At 66.2% G+C, this 15914-nt stretch carries 27 protein-coding genes; all 27 read right to left on the bottom strand.

Annotated features, from left to right (window positions below; genetic code table 11):
• Positions 1 to 56 precede the first annotated feature (56 nt).
• On the bottom strand, positions 57 to 1478 hold the full coding sequence (locus ACI2L1_RS15010) for a hypothetical protein (protein ID WP_404739743.1): 1422 nt from the start codon (positions 1476 to 1478) through the stop codon (positions 57 to 59).
• Positions 1479 to 1633: 155 nt separating this feature from the next.
• Complete coding sequence (rplQ, locus tag ACI2L1_RS15005; protein WP_404739742.1) at positions 1634 to 2134, bottom strand: 50S ribosomal protein L17; 501 nt, start codon at positions 2132 to 2134, stop codon at positions 1634 to 1636.
• A gap of 84 nt (positions 2135 to 2218) precedes the next feature.
• Positions 2219 to 3241, bottom strand: coding sequence for a DNA-directed RNA polymerase subunit alpha (locus ACI2L1_RS15000; RefSeq protein ID WP_003966937.1), 1023 nt, complete (start codon positions 3239 to 3241; stop codon positions 2219 to 2221).
• 227 nt (positions 3242 to 3468) lie between these two features.
• On the bottom strand, positions 3469 to 3873 hold the full coding sequence (rpsK, locus tag ACI2L1_RS14995; protein WP_003956432.1) for a 30S ribosomal protein S11: 405 nt from the start codon (positions 3871 to 3873) through the stop codon (positions 3469 to 3471).
• A gap of 67 nt (positions 3874 to 3940) precedes the next feature.
• Complete coding sequence (rpsM, locus tag ACI2L1_RS14990; RefSeq protein ID WP_037680379.1) at positions 3941 to 4321, bottom strand: 30S ribosomal protein S13; 381 nt, start codon at positions 4319 to 4321, stop codon at positions 3941 to 3943.
• A gap of 191 nt (positions 4322 to 4512) precedes the next feature.
• Positions 4513 to 4626, bottom strand: a complete 114-nt coding sequence (gene rpmJ, locus ACI2L1_RS14985; RefSeq protein WP_003998809.1) for a 50S ribosomal protein L36 — start codon at positions 4624 to 4626, stop codon at positions 4513 to 4515.
• 29 nt (positions 4627 to 4655) lie between these two features.
• Positions 4656 to 4877: a translation initiation factor IF-1 gene (gene infA / locus ACI2L1_RS14980; protein WP_003948620.1), complete on the bottom strand. Its 222-nt coding sequence runs from the start codon at positions 4875 to 4877 to the stop codon at positions 4656 to 4658.
• A gap of 209 nt (positions 4878 to 5086) precedes the next feature.
• Positions 5087 to 5923 carry a type I methionyl aminopeptidase gene (map, locus tag ACI2L1_RS14975; RefSeq protein WP_404739741.1) on the bottom strand — a complete coding sequence of 279 codons (837 nt, stop codon included), beginning with the start codon at positions 5921 to 5923 and terminating at the stop codon, positions 5087 to 5089.
• A 143-nt stretch (positions 5924 to 6066) separates the two neighbouring features.
• Complete coding sequence (locus tag ACI2L1_RS14970) at positions 6067 to 6729, bottom strand: adenylate kinase (RefSeq protein ID WP_404739740.1); 663 nt, start codon at positions 6727 to 6729, stop codon at positions 6067 to 6069.
• The gene (gene secY, locus ACI2L1_RS14965) at positions 6729 to 8042 is read right to left on the bottom strand and encodes a preprotein translocase subunit SecY (protein WP_404739739.1); all 1314 of its coding nucleotides are present in this window, start codon (positions 8040 to 8042) and stop codon (positions 6729 to 6731) included. Before secY ends, ACI2L1_RS14970 begins: the two co-directional genes overlap by 1 nt.
• 176 nt (positions 8043 to 8218) lie before the next feature.
• Positions 8219 to 8674 (bottom strand): 50S ribosomal protein L15, encoded by a 456-nt coding sequence (rplO, locus tag ACI2L1_RS14960; protein WP_003974249.1) that lies wholly within the window; start codon positions 8672 to 8674, stop codon positions 8219 to 8221.
• A 2-nt stretch (positions 8675 to 8676) separates the two neighbouring features.
• The gene (gene rpmD / locus ACI2L1_RS14955) at positions 8677 to 8859 is read right to left on the bottom strand and encodes a 50S ribosomal protein L30 (RefSeq protein WP_005481207.1); all 183 of its coding nucleotides are present in this window, start codon (positions 8857 to 8859) and stop codon (positions 8677 to 8679) included.
• On the bottom strand, positions 8859 to 9467 hold the full coding sequence (gene rpsE, locus ACI2L1_RS14950; protein ID WP_013001409.1) for a 30S ribosomal protein S5: 609 nt from the start codon (positions 9465 to 9467) through the stop codon (positions 8859 to 8861). The genes rpmD and rpsE overlap by 1 nt, the downstream gene beginning before the upstream one ends.
• Before the next feature lie 37 nt (positions 9468 to 9504).
• Positions 9505 to 9888, bottom strand: a complete 384-nt coding sequence (gene rplR, locus ACI2L1_RS14945) for a 50S ribosomal protein L18 (RefSeq protein WP_007384077.1) — start codon at positions 9886 to 9888, stop codon at positions 9505 to 9507.
• A gap of 3 nt (positions 9889 to 9891) precedes the next feature.
• The gene (rplF, locus tag ACI2L1_RS14940) at positions 9892 to 10431 is read right to left on the bottom strand and encodes a 50S ribosomal protein L6 (protein WP_020118535.1); all 540 of its coding nucleotides are present in this window, start codon (positions 10429 to 10431) and stop codon (positions 9892 to 9894) included.
• 25 nt (positions 10432 to 10456) lie between these two features.
• The gene (rpsH, locus tag ACI2L1_RS14935) at positions 10457 to 10855 is read right to left on the bottom strand and encodes a 30S ribosomal protein S8 (RefSeq protein ID WP_013001411.1); all 399 of its coding nucleotides are present in this window, start codon (positions 10853 to 10855) and stop codon (positions 10457 to 10459) included.
• Between the two features lie 213 nt (positions 10856 to 11068).
• Positions 11069 to 11254, bottom strand: a complete 186-nt coding sequence (locus ACI2L1_RS14930) for a type Z 30S ribosomal protein S14 (RefSeq protein WP_003956452.1) — start codon at positions 11252 to 11254, stop codon at positions 11069 to 11071.
• A gap of 5 nt (positions 11255 to 11259) precedes the next feature.
• The gene (gene rplE / locus ACI2L1_RS14925; RefSeq protein ID WP_020135807.1) at positions 11260 to 11817 is read right to left on the bottom strand and encodes a 50S ribosomal protein L5; all 558 of its coding nucleotides are present in this window, start codon (positions 11815 to 11817) and stop codon (positions 11260 to 11262) included.
• Entirely contained in the window at positions 11817 to 12140 is a 324-nt protein-coding gene (rplX, locus tag ACI2L1_RS14920) for a 50S ribosomal protein L24 (RefSeq protein WP_003992365.1), read from the bottom strand. Before rplX ends, rplE begins: the two co-directional genes overlap by 1 nt.
• A gap of 2 nt (positions 12141 to 12142) precedes the next feature.
• Positions 12143 to 12511, bottom strand: a complete 369-nt coding sequence (gene rplN, locus ACI2L1_RS14915; protein ID WP_003998823.1) for a 50S ribosomal protein L14 — start codon at positions 12509 to 12511, stop codon at positions 12143 to 12145.
• 103 nt (positions 12512 to 12614) lie between these two features.
• Complete coding sequence (gene rpsQ, locus ACI2L1_RS14910; RefSeq protein WP_046263523.1) at positions 12615 to 12902, bottom strand: 30S ribosomal protein S17; 288 nt, start codon at positions 12900 to 12902, stop codon at positions 12615 to 12617.
• On the bottom strand, positions 12902 to 13126 hold the full coding sequence (rpmC, locus tag ACI2L1_RS14905; protein ID WP_005481220.1) for a 50S ribosomal protein L29: 225 nt from the start codon (positions 13124 to 13126) through the stop codon (positions 12902 to 12904). The genes rpsQ and rpmC overlap by 1 nt, the downstream gene beginning before the upstream one ends.
• On the bottom strand, positions 13126 to 13545 hold the full coding sequence (gene rplP / locus ACI2L1_RS14900) for a 50S ribosomal protein L16 (RefSeq protein WP_030788270.1): 420 nt from the start codon (positions 13543 to 13545) through the stop codon (positions 13126 to 13128). Before rplP ends, rpmC begins: the two co-directional genes overlap by 1 nt.
• A gap of 5 nt (positions 13546 to 13550) precedes the next feature.
• Positions 13551 to 14378 (bottom strand): 30S ribosomal protein S3, encoded by an 828-nt coding sequence (gene rpsC, locus ACI2L1_RS14895; protein WP_404739738.1) that lies wholly within the window; start codon positions 14376 to 14378, stop codon positions 13551 to 13553.
• Positions 14378 to 14725, bottom strand: coding sequence for a 50S ribosomal protein L22 (gene rplV / locus ACI2L1_RS14890; protein WP_006604878.1), 348 nt, complete (start codon positions 14723 to 14725; stop codon positions 14378 to 14380). Before rplV ends, rpsC begins: the two co-directional genes overlap by 1 nt.
• A 44-nt stretch (positions 14726 to 14769) precedes the next feature.
• Complete coding sequence (gene rpsS, locus ACI2L1_RS14885) at positions 14770 to 15051, bottom strand: 30S ribosomal protein S19 (protein WP_003992359.1); 282 nt, start codon at positions 15049 to 15051, stop codon at positions 14770 to 14772.
• Positions 15052 to 15063: 12 nt separating this feature from the next.
• Positions 15064 to 15900 carry a 50S ribosomal protein L2 gene (rplB, locus tag ACI2L1_RS14880; RefSeq protein WP_030039757.1) on the bottom strand — a complete coding sequence of 279 codons (837 nt, stop codon included), beginning with the start codon at positions 15898 to 15900 and terminating at the stop codon, positions 15064 to 15066.
• Positions 15901 to 15914 lie beyond the last annotated feature (14 nt).

The raw sequence follows: 15914 nt of genomic DNA, 5'->3' as shown, positions 1-15914 counted from the left end.
CCTCTCAGGAACGCGGAACGGGCCCGCCCCGAGGGGCGGGCCCGCACTGCCGTCGATCAGTGCCAACCCCTCGGGTTCAGGACGATCTCGCCGGAGTCGTTCGCCGGATTGCCCTCGTTCGGCATCGCGTACGCGAAGAACGCCCGGCCGGTGGCGTTCTTGATGACCTCGTCGACGCGCAGGCCGAAGGTGAAGGTCAGGGAGGCGTCCTCCAGGATCGGTGTGTCGATGGAGCAGAGGTAGTCGCCCTCGGCGCCCTCCCAGTCGGCGACCCGGCAGCCCTCGGGAGCCGTGGTGACCGTCGTGCCCGGAGGGAGGTCCACCCAGAACGAGATCGGCTCGCCGCCGGAGCGGAGCAGGGCCAGCCAGGCGGGGCCGTGGTTGGCGAAGCCGACGTCCACCGACACCGTCTGCCCCTTGCGGGCCCGCAGCCGCTCGCCGGTCAGATCGAGGTCGAAGGTGTTCTTCGTCGGGAAGTCCATCTCCGCGTACTGCGTGTAGCCCGCCGGATCGGCGTCCGGCAGCCGCACCAGCCCCAGCTCAGGACCGGTACCCGCCTGGTAGTCGCCCTCGGCCAGCAGGTCCGCCACCTGGTCGGCGGGCACCGCGCTGAAGGAGTAGGACATCGAGTCGTAGAGCGCGAAGCCGGCCGTCCCGATCGGGAAGGGAGCGCTCAGCCCGTAGGCCGCCCCCGCCGCGAACTCGCTGTCGAAGACGCACAGTGCCGTGGACCACCCGCGCAGGTCGTCCGGGTCACGCGGGTCGTACCAGCAGTTGCCGAAGCTGCTGGGCAGGGAGAGGCCCCGGGTGCCGGAGACCCGCAGCACGACGCCCTTGCCGCCCAGGCCACCGACGTCACGGAAGCTCAGCGGCGCCTGGAAGGTGTCGCCGGCCTGGAAGCCCTCAGGCTCGGTCAGCTGCTTCATCCGCAGCTCGGGGCCGCCGACCAGCACGTCCACCGTGTGCCCGGTGAAGGCCAGCCCCTCGCCCGCGGCCGTGACCTCGATGGTCCCGAAGTCGCCCGCGGCGCTCTCGTCGGTCACGTCGAGGCGGATTCCGCCCAGGTCGTTGTAGTCCTGCCCGGCGTAGATCTCGTAGTCGCTGCAGGTCGCGACCAGCCCCTCGACGGAGCAGCCCTGCCAACCGCCGAGGCGGGAGAAGTCCACGGCGGCGACACCGGCCAGGGAGCTCGCGTCCACCGTGACCGTGTACTCGCCCTGGTGGATCGGATAGATGACTCCGTCGTCGTCCGGTACGGCCTCACCGGGCGCCCGGAGCCCGAGCTCGATCTGCGGCTCACCAGGCTCACCCGGCTCACCGGACTCCGGTTGCAGCGAGAGGTTCACGCTGTCGGGCCCGGTGACGGACACCGGCAGCGGATCCTCCTGGGCCTGGGCGGGACCGGCGAGCGCGCCGGCAACCAGGGCGGCCAGCGCGAACGCGGAGATGCTGCGCCGCACGGCGGCGAGAGTAGTCATGGGACCCCCGTAACTCGGACATCAGGCGCACCGGATCGGTGACGCGTATGGATGACCTGTGGGTCCGCTGTGGGGTTGCCCTCTCTTTCCGCCACTCGCACAACGCGAATGAGCCCGCCCCCCGAAGGGAGCGGGCTCATCGTCACGCGGAAACGTCAGGCGTCCTTGGACTCTTCAGCCGGAGCCGCGTCCTCGACGACCTCGTCGGCCTTGGTCTCCTCGACCTTGGCCTCCTCGGACTCCTTGACCGCACGCTTGGTGGCGGCCTCGGCCTCGCCCGTCGCCTGCTGCGCGACCGTCAGCGCCTCGACCAGCTCGATGACGGCCATGGGCGCGTTGTCACCACGACGGTTACCGATCTTGGTGATACGGGTGTAACCACCGGGACGGTTCTCGTAGCGCGGGCCGATCTCGGTGAAGAGCGTGTGGACGACGCTCTTGTCCGTGATCACCTGGAGCACCTGACGACGGTTGTGAAGGTCGCCCTTCTTCGCCTTGGTGACCAGACGCTCGGCGTACGGACGCAGCTTGCGCGCCTTCGCCTCGGTGGTGGTGATACGGCCGTGCTCGAAGAGCGACTTCGCGAGGTTCGCGAGGAGCAGCTTCTCGTGCGCGGCGCTGCCGCCCAGACGGGCACCCTTGGTGGGCTTCGGCATTTCTTTCTCCTTGGTATCTGCCCCGGCCGTATCAGGTACCGGGGTCAGGAACCCGGCGAGCGGATGCTCACCGGCAACAACCGATCAGTACTGCTCGGTCTCCACGAAACCCGCGTCCGCGTCGTCGTCGGCGCCGAAGGCGTCGGCGGCGGCGGTCGGGTCGAATCCGGGCGGGCTGTCCTTCAGGGCCAGGCCCATGCCGGCCAGCTTCGCCTTGACCTCGTCGATGGACTTCGCACCGAAGTTGCGAATGTCGAGGAGGTCGGCCTCGGAGCGGGCGACGAGCTCACCCACGGAGTGGATGCCCTCACGCTTGAGGCAGTTGTACGACCGAACGGTGAGCTCCAGCTCCTCGATCGGCAGGGCGAGATCAGCGGCGAGGGCGGCGTCCGTGGGGGACGGGCCCATGTCGATGCCCTCGGCGTCGATGTTGAGCTCGCGGGCCAGACCGAACAGCTCGACCAGGGTCTTACCGGCCGACGCCATGGCGTCACGCGGACGCATGGCCTGCTTGGTCTCGACGTCGACGATCAGCTTGTCGAAGTCGGTGCGCTGCTCGACACGCGTGGCCTCGACCTTGTACGTGACCTTGAGAACCGGCGAGTAGATGGAGTCGACCGGGATACGGCCGATCTCCTGGCCCACCTGCTTGTTCTGCACGGCGGAGACGTAACCGCGGCCACGCTCGACCGTGAGCTCCATCTCCAGCTTGCCCTTGCCGTTGAGCGTGGCGAGGACGAGGTCGGGGTTGTGCACCTCGACACCGGCCGGGGGCGCGATGTCGGCGGCGGTGACCAGACCCGGGCCCTGCTTGCGCAGGTACATCACGACCGGCTCGTCGTGCTCCGAGGAGACGACCAGCTGCTTGATGTTGAGGATCAGGTCGGTGACGTCCTCCTTGACGCCCGGCACGGTGGTGAACTCGTGCAGGACACCGTCGATCCGGATGCTGGTGACAGCCGCACCGGGGATCGACGACAGGAGCGTACGACGGAGGCTGTTGCCGAGGGTGTAACCGAAGCCCGGCTCCAGCGGCTCGATCACGAACCGGGAGCGGAACTCGTCGACGACCTCTTCGGTCAACGAGGGACGCTGAGCGATCAGCATGTTGCGATCCTTCTGTCAGGGGCGCCCGCTATTTGACGCCCTGATGTGTAACAAGGGTACGGGCGATACGACTCAAGAGAGTCGTACCGCCCGAAAACCTCAGACCAAGCGGCCTGCGTCAAAAATCAGACGCGACGGCGCTTGGGCGGGCGGCAGCCGTGCTGCGACATTGTGGGGGACAACCCCCACGCCCCCAGCCGAAAGCCGAGCCGCCCTGAGCCGGTGCGTCAGACGCGACGACGCTTGGGCGGGCGGCAGCCGTTGTGCGGAGTGGGCGTGACGTCCTGGATGGAGCCGACCTCAAGACCGGTCGCCTGAAGCGAACGGATGGCGGTCTCACGACCCGAACCCGGGCCCTTGACGAACACGTCCACCTTGCGCATGCCGTGCTCCTGCGCGCGGCGGGCGGCCGACTCGGCGGCCATCTGCGCGGCGAAGGGGGTGGACTTGCGCGAGCCCTTGAAGCCGACGTGGCCGGCGGAGGCCCAGGAGATCACGTTGCCCGAGGGGTCCGTGATCGAGACGATCGTGTTGTTGAACGTGCTCTTGATGTGGGCGTGCCCGTGAGCGACGTTCTTCTTTTCCTTGCGGCGCACCTTCTTGGCAGCGCCCTGACGACCCTTGGGGGGCATCTACTTCTCCTACGGGGAGGTGGTCGGTCCTACAGCGAAGACCGCTGGACGGCGTGTCCGCTGCGGACTACTTCTTGCCCGGCTTCTTCTTGCCGGCGATGGCGCGACGCGGGCCCTTGCGGGTACGAGCGTTCGTGCTGGTGCGCTGACCACGGACGGGCAGACCACGGCGGTGGCGCAGACCCTGGTAGCAGCCGATCTCGACCTTGCGGCGGATGTCGGCCTGGATCTCGCGACGGAGGTCACCCTCGGTCTTGATGTTGTTGTCGACGTACTCACGAATCGCGACGAGCTGCTCCTCGGAGAGGTCGCGAACGCGGGTGTTCGGGTCGATGCCGGTCTCGGCCAGCGTCAGCTGGGACAGGGTCCGACCAATACCGAACACGTAGGTCAGGGCGACCTCCACGCGCTTTTCGCGCGGGATGTCAACACCGGAAACGCGTGCCATTCAATGGCTCCTGGTGATCTTCGGAGGTCTGACGCAGAACCGATTCCCAGCCGCCGTACCAGGTACGAACTGGGTCCTCGGCCTCCGAACCGAGGGTGTCGGACACCAGGTGTCCGGGTTCCGCGTATTTGCATATTCAGCTCGCGTCGCGCGAAGTTTCTGCGAATGCAGAGGGTGAGGCCTGTTTGCGGTCAGCCCTGGCGCTGCTTGTGGCGCGGGTTCTCGCAGATGACCATGACCCGACCGTGACGGCGGATCACCCTGCACTTGTCGCAGATCTTCTTGACGCTCGGCTTGACCTTCATGGGATCGAGGTTCTCCGAGTCAGAGGGATCTACTTGTACCGGTAGACGATCCGGCCACGGGTCAGGTCGTACGGAGACAACTCCACCACGACCCGGTCGTCAGGGAGGATGCGGATGTAGTGCATACGCATCTTGCCGCTGATGTGTGCCAGGACCTGGTGGCCGTTCTGGAGCTCGACCTTGAACATGGCGTTCGGAAGAGACTCGACGACAGTGCCCTCGATCTCGATGGCACCTTGCTTCTTGGCCACGCTTCGCCCTTCGAATCGACTACCTTGATCGACTCCCGCCAGCGCATGAAGACATGCGGGCGCACGAGAGTCGACGAGTCAGTCTACGTCAGCACACTGAGAAAGACGAATCGGAGATAGCTTCCCCGACACAGTGATCCTTAAGCGCCCCGGCAGGGGCGCGGGGAGCGGCGCGACCAGCCACGGACCGCCCGCGGACGGCACACGTCCTAGGCCAACGGATCCGGAGCCGCGACCACCCCGTGCTCCGCCAGCTTCGCCTTACCACCGTCCGGAGCCGTGAGCACCAGGGGCCCGGCCTCGGTCAGCGCCACCGAGTGCTCCCAGTGGGACGACCACGTACCGTCCGTGGTGATGACGGTCCAGTCGTCCGACAGGACCTCCGTCTTGGGCGTGCCCAGGGACACCATCGGCTCGATCGCCAGGCAGAACCCGGTGACCAGCTTCGGCCCCTTCCCCCGACGCCGGTCCACGTAGTTCAGCAGGTGCGGGTCCATGTGCATCTCGGTGCCGATGCCGTGACCGCCGTAGTCCTCGATGATCCCGTACCGCCCGCCCCCGGGCTTCGGCTGTCGCCGGATGTACGTCTCGATGGCCCGCGAGACATCGACCAGCCGTTGCCCCTGCTTCATCGCCGCGATGCCGGCCCACATGGACTCCTCGGTCACCCGGGAGAGCTCGACCAGCTCCGGAGCGTGCCCCGAGCCCACGAACGCCGTGTAGGCCGCGTCGCCGTGCCAGCCGTCGATGATCGCGCCGCAGTCGATGGAGATGATGTCCCCGTCCTTGAGGACGACCTCGTCGGACGGGATGCCGTGGACGACGACCTCGTTCACGGAGGTGCAGATCGTCGCCGGGAAACCGCCGTACCCCAGGAAGTTCGGCTTGGCGTTGTGTTCCGCGAGGACCTTGCGCGCGACCTGGTCGAGATCCCTGGTCGTGGCCCCCGGCACCGCGGCCTCGCGGGTCGCCGCGTGGATGGCGGCGACGACCAGCCCCGCCTCGCGCATCTTGGCGATCTGCTCGGGGGTCTTGATCTGCACCATGCGGCGAGGGCCTTTCTGGAACCGGGGAAACCTGGCAGGGGACGGACGCCTTCGACAAGGCGCCTTCAACGATACGTGCACCCACACGGCAGCCGCGGCCCCCTCGGAAGGGAACCGCGGCTGACGTGATCGGAGAGAAGCCGCTAGGCGGCGTGGTCCTCGCGCTTGAGCGCCTCCATGGCGCGGGCGGTGACGTCCTCCACCTTGCCGAGCGCCGAGATCGTGACCACCAGGCCCTGGGCCTTGTAGTAGTCGATGATCGGCTCGGTCTGGGTGTGGTAGACCTCCAGCCGCTTGCGGACCGTCTCCTCGGAGTCGTCGTCGCGCTGGTACAGCTCGCCGCCGCAGATGTCACAGACGCCGTCCTGCTTCGGCGCCTTGTACGACACATGGAAGACGTGCGCCGAGTCGTTGCGGCAGATACGGCGGCCGGCGATGCGCTTGACGACCTCCTCCTCGGGGACTTCGAGGTCCAGCACCGCGTCCAGCTTCATGCCCTCGGTCTGCAGCATCTCGTCGAGCGACTCGGCCTGCGAGACGTTCCGCGGGAAGCCGTCCAGCAGGAAGCCGTTCTCGGCGTCGGGCTGCTCCATGCGGTCCTTGGCCATGCCGATGGTGACCTCGTCCGGAACCAGGTTGCCCGCGTCCATGTAGGACTTCGCGAGTTTGCCGAGATCCGTCTGCCGGCTGATGTTGGCGCGGAACAGGTCGCCCGTGGAGATGTGCGGGATCGACAGGTTCTTGGCCAGGAACGCGGCCTGCGTTCCCTTGCCGGCACCCGGCGGCCCGACGAGGACGATACGCATCAGCGGAGGAACCCTTCGTAATTGCGCTGCTGGAGCTGGCTCTCGATCTGCTTCACCGTCTCAAGACCCACACCCACGATGATCAGGATGCTGGTCCCGCCGAACGGGAAGTTCTGGCTTGCCCCGAAGCCGACCAACGCCATCGTTGGCACAAGAGCGATCAGACCCAAGTACAGCGAACCCGGCCAGGTGATCCGGTTGAGTACGTAGCTGAGGTACTCAGCGGTCGGTCGGCCAGCCCGGATGCCCGGGATGAAGCCACCATACTTCTTCATGTTGTCGGCGACTTCCTCGGGGTTGAAGGAGATCGCCACGTAGAAGAACGCAAAGAAAACGATCAGCAAGAAGTACATGCTGATGTAAATCGGGTGGTCGCCCTTGACGAGGTTGGCCTCGATCCAGGTCTTCCAGCCGGAGTTGCCGCTGGAGAACTGCGCGACCAGAGCCGGGATGTAGAGCAGCGACGACGCGAAGATGACGGGAATCACACCGGCCTGGTTGACCTTCAGCGGGATGTACGTCGACGTACCGCCGTAGGAACGGCGGCCGATCATGCGCTTCGCGTACTGCACCGGAATGCGGCGCTGGGCCTGCTCGACGAAGACCACCAGACCGACCATGACCAGGCCGACCGCGATGACGGTGCCGAACTCGATCCAGCCGTCGGCCAGGGTGCCCGACTTCTTGATGGCCCACAGCGCGGACGGGAAGGTGGCGGCGATCGAGATGAACATCAGGATCGACATGCCGTTGCCGATGCCGCGGTCGGTGATGAGCTCACCGAGCCACATGACGACGGCCGTACCGGCGGTCATCGTGATGACCATGACGATCGTGGTGAAGATCGCGCGGTCCGGGACGATGCTCGACGCGACGGTGCAGCCGGAGAAGAGCGCGCCACTGCGGGCGGTGGCCACCAGGCCGGTGCCCTGCAGGATGGCCAGCGCCACCGTGAGGTAACGGGTGTACTGCGTGATCTTCGCCGTACCGGCCTGTCCCTCCTTCTTGAGGGCTTCGAGACGCGGGATGACCACGGTGAGCAGCTGGAGAATGATGCTCGCCGTGATGTACGGCATGATGCCGAGCGCGAAGATGGTGATCTGCAGCAGCGCGCCACCGCTGAACATGTTGACCAGACCGAAGAGTCCCTGGTTGCCGGACGCCTGGTTCACACACTCCTGGACGGACTTGTAGTCGACGCCAGGGATCGGAATGTGGGTACCCACGCGGTACACCACGATGATGGCGAGCGTGAAGAGCAGCTTCTTGCGCAGGTCGGGCGTCCTGAACGCCCGGGCGAACGCGGTGAGCACGGTGCCTCCTGCGACCCCCGCGCTACTGCGTCAAGGGTGACGGTCTTGAGGTTCGACGAATATGAGAGAAAGCAGTGCAGGCCACCTTACCGGCGACACCGCCCCCCGTGGAACGACCAACCGGGGATACCCCGTTGTGAGGTATCCCCGGTGGGTACTGCTTTACGTCATCGTGCTCAGACGAGCTCGGTGACCGTGCCGCCGGCGGCGGTGATCTTCTCCTTGGCGGAGCCGGAGACGGCGTCGACCGTCACCTGCAGCGCCACGGAGATCTCACCCTGGCCGAGGACCTTGACGAGGCTGTTCTTGCGAACGGCACCCTTGGCCACCAGACCCTCGACCGTGACCTCGCCACCCTCGGGGTAGAGCGCGGCCAGCTTGTCGAGGTTCACGACCTGGAACTCGGTCTTGAACGGGTTCTTGAAGCCCTTCAGCTTCGGAAGACGCATGTGGAGGGGCATCTGGCCACCCTCGAAGCGCTCCGGAACCTGGTAACGGGCCTTCGTACCCTTGGTACCACGACCGGCCGTCTTACCCTTCGACGCCTCACCACGACCCACACGGGTCTTGGCGGTCTTGGCGCCCGGGGCGGGACGGAGGTTGTGGATCTTGAGCGGGTTGTTCTCCGCCATGATCAGTCGACCTCCTCGACCGTCACGAGGTGGCGGACGGTGTGCACCATGCCGCGGAACTCGGGGCGGTCCTCCTTGACGACCTGCGTGTTGATGCCCTTGAGACCAAGGGAACGCAGGGTGTCACGGTGGTTCTGCTTGCTGCCGATGTACGACTTCGTCTGCGTGATCTTGAGCTGTGCCATTACGCAGCACCAGCCCCGGCACGCGCACGCAGCAGAGCCGCGGGAGCGACGTCCTCAAGGGGCAGACCACGGCGAGCCGCGATCTCCTCGGGACGCTGCAGACCCTTCAGGGCCTCCACGGTCGCGTGCACGATGTTGATCGCGTTCGACGAGCCGAGCGACTTCGACAGGATGTCGTGAACGCCGGCGCACTCGAGCACGGCACGCACCGGGCCGCCGGCGATAACGCCGGTACCGGGGGACGCCGGCTTGAGCAGGACGACGCCCGCCGCCTTCTCACCCGTGATCGGGTGCGGGATGGTGCCCTGGATACGGGGGACCTTGAAGAAGTGCTTCTTGGCCTCCTCAACACCCTTGGCGATGGCGGCCGGCACCTCCTTGGCCTTGCCGTAACCGACACCCACGGTGCCGTCACCGTCGCCCACCACGACCAGCGCGGTGAAGCTGAAGCGACGACCACCCTTCACAACCTTGGCGACACGGTTGATCGCGACGACACGCTCAACGTAAGCGGTCTTCTCGGCGGCGGCTGCGCCACCGTCACGACCCTTACGGTCCCGCCGCTCGCCGCCACCGGCACCGCCACCGCGGCGCTGGGGTCCAGCCATTGGGATTACCTCTCTCTTTCCGCTAGCTACGAGCGGCTCAGAACTTGAGCCCGGCTTCGCGGGCGGCGTCCGCCAGGGCGGCGATGCGCCCGGCGTACTGGTTGCCACCACGGTCGAATACGACAGCCTCGACACCGGCGGCCTTGGCGCGCTCGGCGACCAGGGCGCCGACCTGCTTGGCCTGCGCGGACTTGTCGCCCTCGCCACCGCGGACCGTGGTGTCCAGGGTGGACGCCGACGCCAGGGTGTGACCCTTGATGTCGTCGATCACCTGGGCCACGATGTGGCGGTTGGAGCGGGTAACGACCAGACGGGGACGCTCCGCCGTACCGGAGATGTTCTTCCGGATCCGGATGTGACGGCGCTTGATCGCGGCGCGCTTGTAGGCGTCGCCCTTCAGGATCTTCTGTCCGTATGCCATGGCTTACTTACCCGCCTTTCCGACCTTGCGGCGGATGACTTCGCCCTCGTACTTGACGCCCTTGGCCTTGTACGGGTCAGGCTTGCGCAGCTTGCGGATGTTGGCCGCAACCTCGCCGACCTTCTGCTTGTCGATGCCCTCGACCGAGAACCGGGTGGGGGCCTCCACCTTGAAGGTGATGCCCTCGGGGGCCTCGACGGTGATCGGGTGGCTGTAGCCGAGAGCGAACTCGAGGTTCGAACCCTTGGCCTGCACGCGGTAACCGACACCGCTGATCTCGAGCTTCTTCACGTAACCCTGGGTCACGCCGGTGATCATGTTCGCCACCAGCGTGCGGGACAGGCCGTGCAGGGCCTTGTTCTGACGCTCGTCGTTGGGGCGGGTGACGTTGAGAACGCCGTCCTCACCCTTGGCGATGTCGATCGGCGCAGCGACGGTGTGGCTCAGGGAACCCTTGGGGCCCTTGACCGAGACCGTACGGCCGTCGATGGTGACGTCCACGCCGGCGGGAACCGTGATGGGGAGCTTGCCAATACGCGACATAGCTGTTTCCTCCGATTCCTTTCCGCTACCAGACGTAGGCGAGGACTTCTCCGCCTACGCCCTTCTTGCCGGCCTGCTTGTCGGTGAGGAGCCCGTGCGACGTGGAGATGATCGCCACGCCGAGGCCGCCCAGCACCTTCGGCAGGGAGGTGGACTTCGCGTAAACCCGGAGACCGGGCTTGGAGATCCGCTTGATGCCCGCGATGGAGCGCTCACGGTTCGGGCCGAACTTCAGCTCGAGAACGAGGTTCTTGCCGACCTCGGCGTCCTCGACCTTCCAGCCCGTGATGAAGCCCTCCTGCTGGAGGATCTCCGCGATGTGAGACTTGATCTTGGACGCCGGCATCGTCACGGAGTCGTGGTATGCCGAGTTCGCGTTCCGCAGACGCGTAAGCATGTCTGCGATCGGATCAGTCATGGTCATGAATTGGCCTTCGGCCTCTCTCGCCGGGGTTTCCAGGTGCCCATCCCTCTCCTCGATCCGAGACGAGGCGGGTGCGGTGCGGTGGACCTACGGCGTAGTAAGTCGTACGGGCGACCATCAGGCGCCCAACCCTCCAAGCCTAAGCCATGAAAGGGTGGGCGCCTGACACGCCCATTGCTTACCGAGAGCTTCGGGAATCCCTAAAAAGCGGGATTACCAGGAGCTCTTGGTCACGCCCGGCAGCTCGCCACGGTGAGCCATCTCACGAAGGCACACGCGGCACAGGCCGAACTTGCGGTACACGGAGTGCGGACGGCCGCAGCGCTGGCAGCGGGTGTACGCACGCACACCGAACTTGGGCTTGCGAGCAGCCTTGGCAATCAGAGCCTTCTTCGCCATCTCGCTCACGCCTCCTTGAAGGGGAAGCCGAGGTGACGAAGGAGCGCGCGGCCCTCAGCGTCGTTGGTCGCCGTGGTCACCACGGTGATGTCCATGCCCCGGGTACGGTCGATCTTGTCCTGGTCGATCTCGTGGAACATGACCTGCTCGGTGAGACCGAAGGTGTAGTTGCCACGGCCGTCGAACTGCTTGGGGGACAGACCACGGAAGTCGCGGATGCGCGGCAGCGCGAGCGACAGGGTGCGGTCCAGGAACTCCCACATGCGGTCGCCACGAAGCGTGACGTGAGCACCGATCGGCTGGCCCTCACGCAGCTTGAACTGCGCGATGGACTTACGGGCCTTGGTGACGGCCGGCTTCTGACCGGTGATCGTGGTGAGGTCGCGGATGGCGCCCTCGATCAGCTTGGAGTCGCGGGCGGCGTCGCCCACACCCATGTTGACCACGATCTTGACGAGGCCGGGGATCTGCATGACGTTCTCGTACTTGAACTCGTCACGCAGCTTGCCCGCGATCTCCTCGCGGTACTTCGTCTTGAGACGCGGAGTCGTGGTGGTAGCCATCAGATGTCCTCACCCGTCCGCTTGGCAACGCGGATCTTGTTGCCCTCGTCGTCGAAGCGGTAACCGACACGCGTGACGACCTTGTTGCCGTCCTTCTCAACGACCAGCTGGACGTTGGAGACGTGGATCGGCGCCTCGGTCGTGACGATGCCACCGGCCTGCGAACCGCGAGCGGTCGGGCCGGCCTTGGTGTGCTTCTTGACCCGGTTGACACCCTCGACCAGGACACGGTCCTCGCGGGGGAAGGCCGCGATGACCTTGCCCTGCTTGCCCTTGTCCTTACCGGTGATGACCTGGACCAGGTCGCCCTTCTTGATCTTCATGCTTACAGCACCTCCGGCGCGAGCGAGATGATCTTCATGAACTTCTTCTCGCGCAGCTCACGGCCGACGGGGCCGAAGATACGGGTGCCGCGAGGGTCGCCGTCGTTCTTCAGAATGACGGCGGCGTTCTCGTCGAAGCGGATGTACGAGCCGTCCGGACGACGGCGCTCCTTGACGGTGCGAACGATGACCGCCTTGACGACGTCACCCTTCTTCACGTTGCCACCGGGGATCGCGTCCTTGACGGTGGCGACGATGACGTCACCGATGCCCGCGTAGCGGCGACCGGAGCCACCGAGCACACGGATGCAAAGGATCTCCTTCGCACCAGTGTTGTCGGCGACACGCAGTCGCGACTCCTGCTGGATCACGTCTATCTCCTGTTTGTCTGCCGGTTCCCCGACACGGGGTTGTCACGACAACCCCGTGTCGGAGCCTGGCGGAACTGTCCTGCGAGGGGTGCCTCGCAGGAAATTACTTGGCCTTCTCGAGGATCTCGACGATGCGCCACCGCTTCGTGGCGGACAGCGGCCGGGTCTCCGCGAGGAGGACACGGTCGCCGACGCCGGCGGCGTTCTGCTCGTCGTGCGCCTTGAGCTTGTTGGTACGGCGGATGACCTTGCCGTACAGCGCGTGCTTGACGCGGTCCTCGACGGCGACGACGACGGTCTTGTCCATCTTGTCGCTGACGACGAGACCCTCACGGGTCTTGCGGAAGCCGCGGGCCTCTGCAGTCTGCTCAGTCACGTTGCTCTCACTCATCAGGCGCTCTCCACCGTCTCGATGCCCAGCTCGCGCTCACGCATCAGGGTGTAGATCCGCGCGATGTCCTTACGGACGGCCTTGAGCCGACCGTGGTTCTCGAGCTGACCCGTCGCCGCCTGGAAGCGGAGGTTGAACAGCTCTTCCTTGGCTTCGCGGAGCTTGTTCAGCAGCTCCTCGTCACCCAGCTCGCGCAGCTCGGACGCCTTGGTACCGGCCGACATCACGCTTCACCTGCCTCGCGCTTGACGATCCGGCACTTCATCGGCAGCTTGTGGGCTGCGCGAGTGAGGGCCTCACGGGCGATCTTCTCGTTGGGGTAGGACAGCTCGAACATGACCCGGCCCGGGTGCACGTTCGCGATCCACCACTCCGGCGAACCCTTACCGGAACCCATGCGGGTCTCGGCAGGCTTCTTCGTGAGCGGGCGGTCCGGGTAGATGTTGATCCAGACCTTGCCGCCACGCTTGATGTGGCGGGTCATCGCGATACGGGCCGCCTCGATCTGGCGGTTGGTCACGTACGCCGGCGTGAGGGCCTGGATGCCGTACTCGCCGAACGCGACCGTCGTACCGCCCTTGGCCTCACCGCGACGCTTCGGGTGGTGCTGCTTGCGGTGCTTGACCCTACGGGGGATCAGCATGTCGGTCAGGCCTCCGTTCCGGTGCTCTCAGCCGGAGCGGACGCGGGAGCCTCGGCCTTGGGGGCCTCGGCGCCGGCAGCCTGCTGCGGCTTGCGACCGCGCCGCTCGCCACCACGGCCACCACGGGCCGGGCGGTCGGAGCCGCCGCCACCGCGAGCCGGGCGGTTACCCGCACGGGCGGCAGCGTTCTCGGCGCGGACCTCGGCGATGTTCTTGACATCGCCCTTGTAGATCCAGACCTTCACACCGATGCGGCCGAAGGTCGTCTTGGCCTCGAAGAAGCCGTAGTCCACGTTCGCGCGGAGCGTGTGCAGGGGCACGCGGCCCTCGCGGTAGAACTCCGAGCGGGACATCTCGGCGCCGCCGAGGCGGCCACCGCACTGGATCTTGATGCCCTTGGCGCCGGCCTTCATCGCCGACTGCATGCTCTTACGCATGGCGCGACGGAAGGAGACGCGGGAGGAGAGCTGCTCGGCGACGGCCTGGGCCACCAGCTGAGCGTCCGTCTCCGGGTTCTTGACCTCAAGGATGTTCAGCTGGACCTGCTTGCCGGTCAGCTTCTCCAGGTCACCGCGGATGCGGTCGGCCTCGGCGCCACGGCGGCCGATGACGATGCCCGGACGAGCGGTGTGGATGTCCACACGCACACGGTCACGGGTGCGCTCGATCTCCACCTTCGAGATACCGGCGCGCTCCATGCCGGACGTCATCATCCGACGGATGGCGACGTCTTCCTTGACGTAGTCCTTGTACAGCTTGTCGGCGTACCACCGGGACTTGAAGTCCGTGGTGACACCGAGCCGGAACCCATGCGGGTTAACCTTCTGGCCCATTACCGGGTTCCTTCCTTGCTGCTGACAACCACGGTGATGTGGCTGGTCCGCTTGCGGATCCGGTAGGCACGGCCCTGGGCGCGCGGACGGAACCGCTTCAGGGTCGGGCCCTCGTCGACATACGCCTCGGAGATGACGAGGCTGCCGGCGTCGGTGTGGTCGTAGTTGTGCGCGGCGTTGGCGATGGCGCTGTCGAGCACCTTGCCGACGGGCACTGAGGCTGCCTGCGGAGCGAATCGCAGAACAGCCTGAGCCTCCGTGGCGTCCATGCCACGGATAAGGTCCACCACGCGGCGGGCCTTCATGGGCGTAACGCGGATGTACCGCGCCTGGGCCCTGGCTTCCATGGTTGTCCCTCTCAGTTACTTACGTGTCTGAATGCGATCCGCGTTTAGCGGCGCTTCGACTTCCGGTCGTCCTTGACGTGACCCCGGAAGGTGCGCGTCGGCGAGAACTCGCCGAGCTTGTGGCCGACCATCGACTCGGTGACGAACACCGGGATGTGGGTCTTGCCGTTGTGCACCGCGAGCGTGTGGCCGAGCATGGCCGGCACGATCATGGAGCGACGGGACCAGGTCTTGATGACGTTCTTGGTGCCTGCTTCGTTCTGGGCGTCCACCTTCTTGATCAGGTGGTCGTCGACGAAGGGCCCCTTCTTGAGACTGCGCGGCATCTAAACCCGCTCCTAGCGCTTCTTGTTCGTCTTGCGGCGGCGGACGATGTACTTGTTCGAAGCCTTCTTCGGCGAACGAGTACGACCCTCCTTCTGACCCCAGGGGCTGACCGGGTGGCGACCACCGGAGGTCTTGCCCTCACCACCACCGTGCGGGTGGTCAACCGGGTTCATCGCCACACCGCGAACGGTCGGGCGGACGCCCAGCCAGCGCTTGCGGCCGGCCTTGCCCCAGTTGATGTTGCTCTGCTCGGCGTTGCCGACCTCGCCGACCGTGGCGCGGCAGCGCTGGTCGACCAGGCGGATCTCACCGGAGGGCATACGAAGGTGGGCCATGGTGCCCTCCTTCGCCAGCAGCTGCACCGAAGCACCGGCGGAGCGGGCGAACTTGGCGCCGCCACCGGGACGGATCTCGATCGCGTGGATCGTGGTACCGACCGGGATGTTGCGGAGCGCCAGGTTGTTGCCCGGCTTGATGTCGGCCCCGGGACCGTTCTCGACGCGGTCACCCTGCTGCAGGTTGCGCGGGGCGAGGATGTAGCGCTTCTCGCCGTCCGCGTAGTGCAGCAGCGCGATGCGCGCGGTGCGGTTGGGGTCGTACTCGATGTGCGCGACCTTCGCCGGCACGCCGTCCTTGTCATGGCGACGGAAGTCGATGACTCGGTAGGCGCGCTTGTGTCCGCCACCCTGGTGGCGAACGGTCACACGACCGGCGTTGTTACGGCCGCCCTTGCTGTGCAGCGGGCGGACCAGCGACTTCTCCGGCGTGGACCGCGTGACCTCGACGAAGTCGGCGACGCTGGAGCCACGACGGCCCGGCGTAGTCGGCTTGTACTTGCGGATTCCCATTTCTCAGTCCTCGT

The organism is Streptomyces sp. NPDC019531 (genome assembly GCF_044903305.1).
Classification (GTDB): Bacteria; Actinomycetota; Actinomycetes; order Streptomycetales; family Streptomycetaceae; genus Streptomyces.
Note: the sequence above shows the minus strand (reverse complement) of the source record. Positions and strands in the feature narration are given on the sequence as shown.

What these genes read in the sequence shown, in the direction of transcription:
- ACI2L1_RS15010 (WP_404739743.1), bottom strand. Translation starts at nt 1,478, where the DNA reads ATGACTACTCTCGCCGCCGTGCGGCGCAGCATCTCCGCGTTCGCGCTG.
- rplQ (WP_404739742.1), bottom strand. Translation starts at nt 2,134, where the DNA reads ATGCCGAAGCCCACCAAGGGTGCCCGTCTGGGCGGCAGCGCCGCGCAC.
- ACI2L1_RS15000 (WP_003966937.1), bottom strand. Translation starts at nt 3,241, where the DNA reads ATGCTGATCGCTCAGCGTCCCTCGTTGACCGAAGAGGTCGTCGACGAG.
- rpsK (WP_003956432.1), bottom strand. Translation starts at nt 3,873, where the DNA reads ATGCCCCCCAAGGGTCGTCAGGGCGCTGCCAAGAAGGTGCGCCGCAAG.
- rpsM (WP_037680379.1), bottom strand. Translation starts at nt 4,321, where the DNA reads ATGGCACGCGTTTCCGGTGTTGACATCCCGCGCGAAAAGCGCGTGGAG.
- rpmJ (WP_003998809.1), bottom strand. Translation starts at nt 4,626, where the DNA reads ATGAAGGTCAAGCCGAGCGTCAAGAAGATCTGCGACAAGTGCAGGGTG.
- map (WP_404739741.1), bottom strand. Translation starts at nt 5,923, where the DNA reads ATGGTGCAGATCAAGACCCCCGAGCAGATCGCCAAGATGCGCGAGGCG.
- ACI2L1_RS14970 (WP_404739740.1), bottom strand. Translation starts at nt 6,729, where the DNA reads ATGCGTATCGTCCTCGTCGGGCCGCCGGGTGCCGGCAAGGGAACGCAG.
- rplO (WP_003974249.1), bottom strand. Translation starts at nt 8,674, where the DNA reads ATGGCGGAGAACAACCCGCTCAAGATCCACAACCTCCGTCCCGCCCCG.
- rpmD (WP_005481207.1), bottom strand. Translation starts at nt 8,859, where the DNA reads ATGGCACAGCTCAAGATCACGCAGACGAAGTCGTACATCGGCAGCAAG.
- rpsE (WP_013001409.1), bottom strand. Translation starts at nt 9,467, where the DNA reads ATGGCTGGACCCCAGCGCCGCGGTGGCGGTGCCGGTGGCGGCGAGCGG.
- rplR (WP_007384077.1), bottom strand. Translation starts at nt 9,888, where the DNA reads ATGGCATACGGACAGAAGATCCTGAAGGGCGACGCCTACAAGCGCGCC.
- rplF (WP_020118535.1), bottom strand. Translation starts at nt 10,431, where the DNA reads ATGTCGCGTATTGGCAAGCTCCCCATCACGGTTCCCGCCGGCGTGGAC.
- rpsH (WP_013001411.1), bottom strand. Translation starts at nt 10,855, where the DNA reads ATGACCATGACTGATCCGATCGCAGACATGCTTACGCGTCTGCGGAAC.
- ACI2L1_RS14930 (WP_003956452.1), bottom strand. Translation starts at nt 11,254, where the DNA reads ATGGCGAAGAAGGCTCTGATTGCCAAGGCTGCTCGCAAGCCCAAGTTC.
- rplE (WP_020135807.1), bottom strand. Translation starts at nt 11,817, where the DNA reads ATGGCTACCACCACGACTCCGCGTCTCAAGACGAAGTACCGCGAGGAG.
- rplX (WP_003992365.1), bottom strand. Translation starts at nt 12,140, where the DNA reads ATGAAGATCAAGAAGGGCGACCTGGTCCAGGTCATCACCGGTAAGGAC.
- rpsQ (WP_046263523.1), bottom strand. Translation starts at nt 12,902, where the DNA reads ATGAGTGAGAGCAACGTGACTGAGCAGACTGCAGAGGCCCGCGGCTTC.
- rpmC (WP_005481220.1), bottom strand. Translation starts at nt 13,126, where the DNA reads ATGTCGGCCGGTACCAAGGCGTCCGAGCTGCGCGAGCTGGGTGACGAG.
- rplP (WP_030788270.1), bottom strand. Translation starts at nt 13,545, where the DNA reads ATGCTGATCCCCCGTAGGGTCAAGCACCGCAAGCAGCACCACCCGAAG.
- rpsC (WP_404739738.1), bottom strand. Translation starts at nt 14,378, where the DNA reads ATGGGCCAGAAGGTTAACCCGCATGGGTTCCGGCTCGGTGTCACCACG.
- rplV (WP_006604878.1), bottom strand. Translation starts at nt 14,725, where the DNA reads ATGGAAGCCAGGGCCCAGGCGCGGTACATCCGCGTTACGCCCATGAAG.
- rpsS (WP_003992359.1), bottom strand. Translation starts at nt 15,051, where the DNA reads ATGCCGCGCAGTCTCAAGAAGGGGCCCTTCGTCGACGACCACCTGATC.
- rplB (WP_030039757.1), bottom strand. Translation starts at nt 15,900, where the DNA reads ATGGGAATCCGCAAGTACAAGCCGACTACGCCGGGCCGTCGTGGCTCC.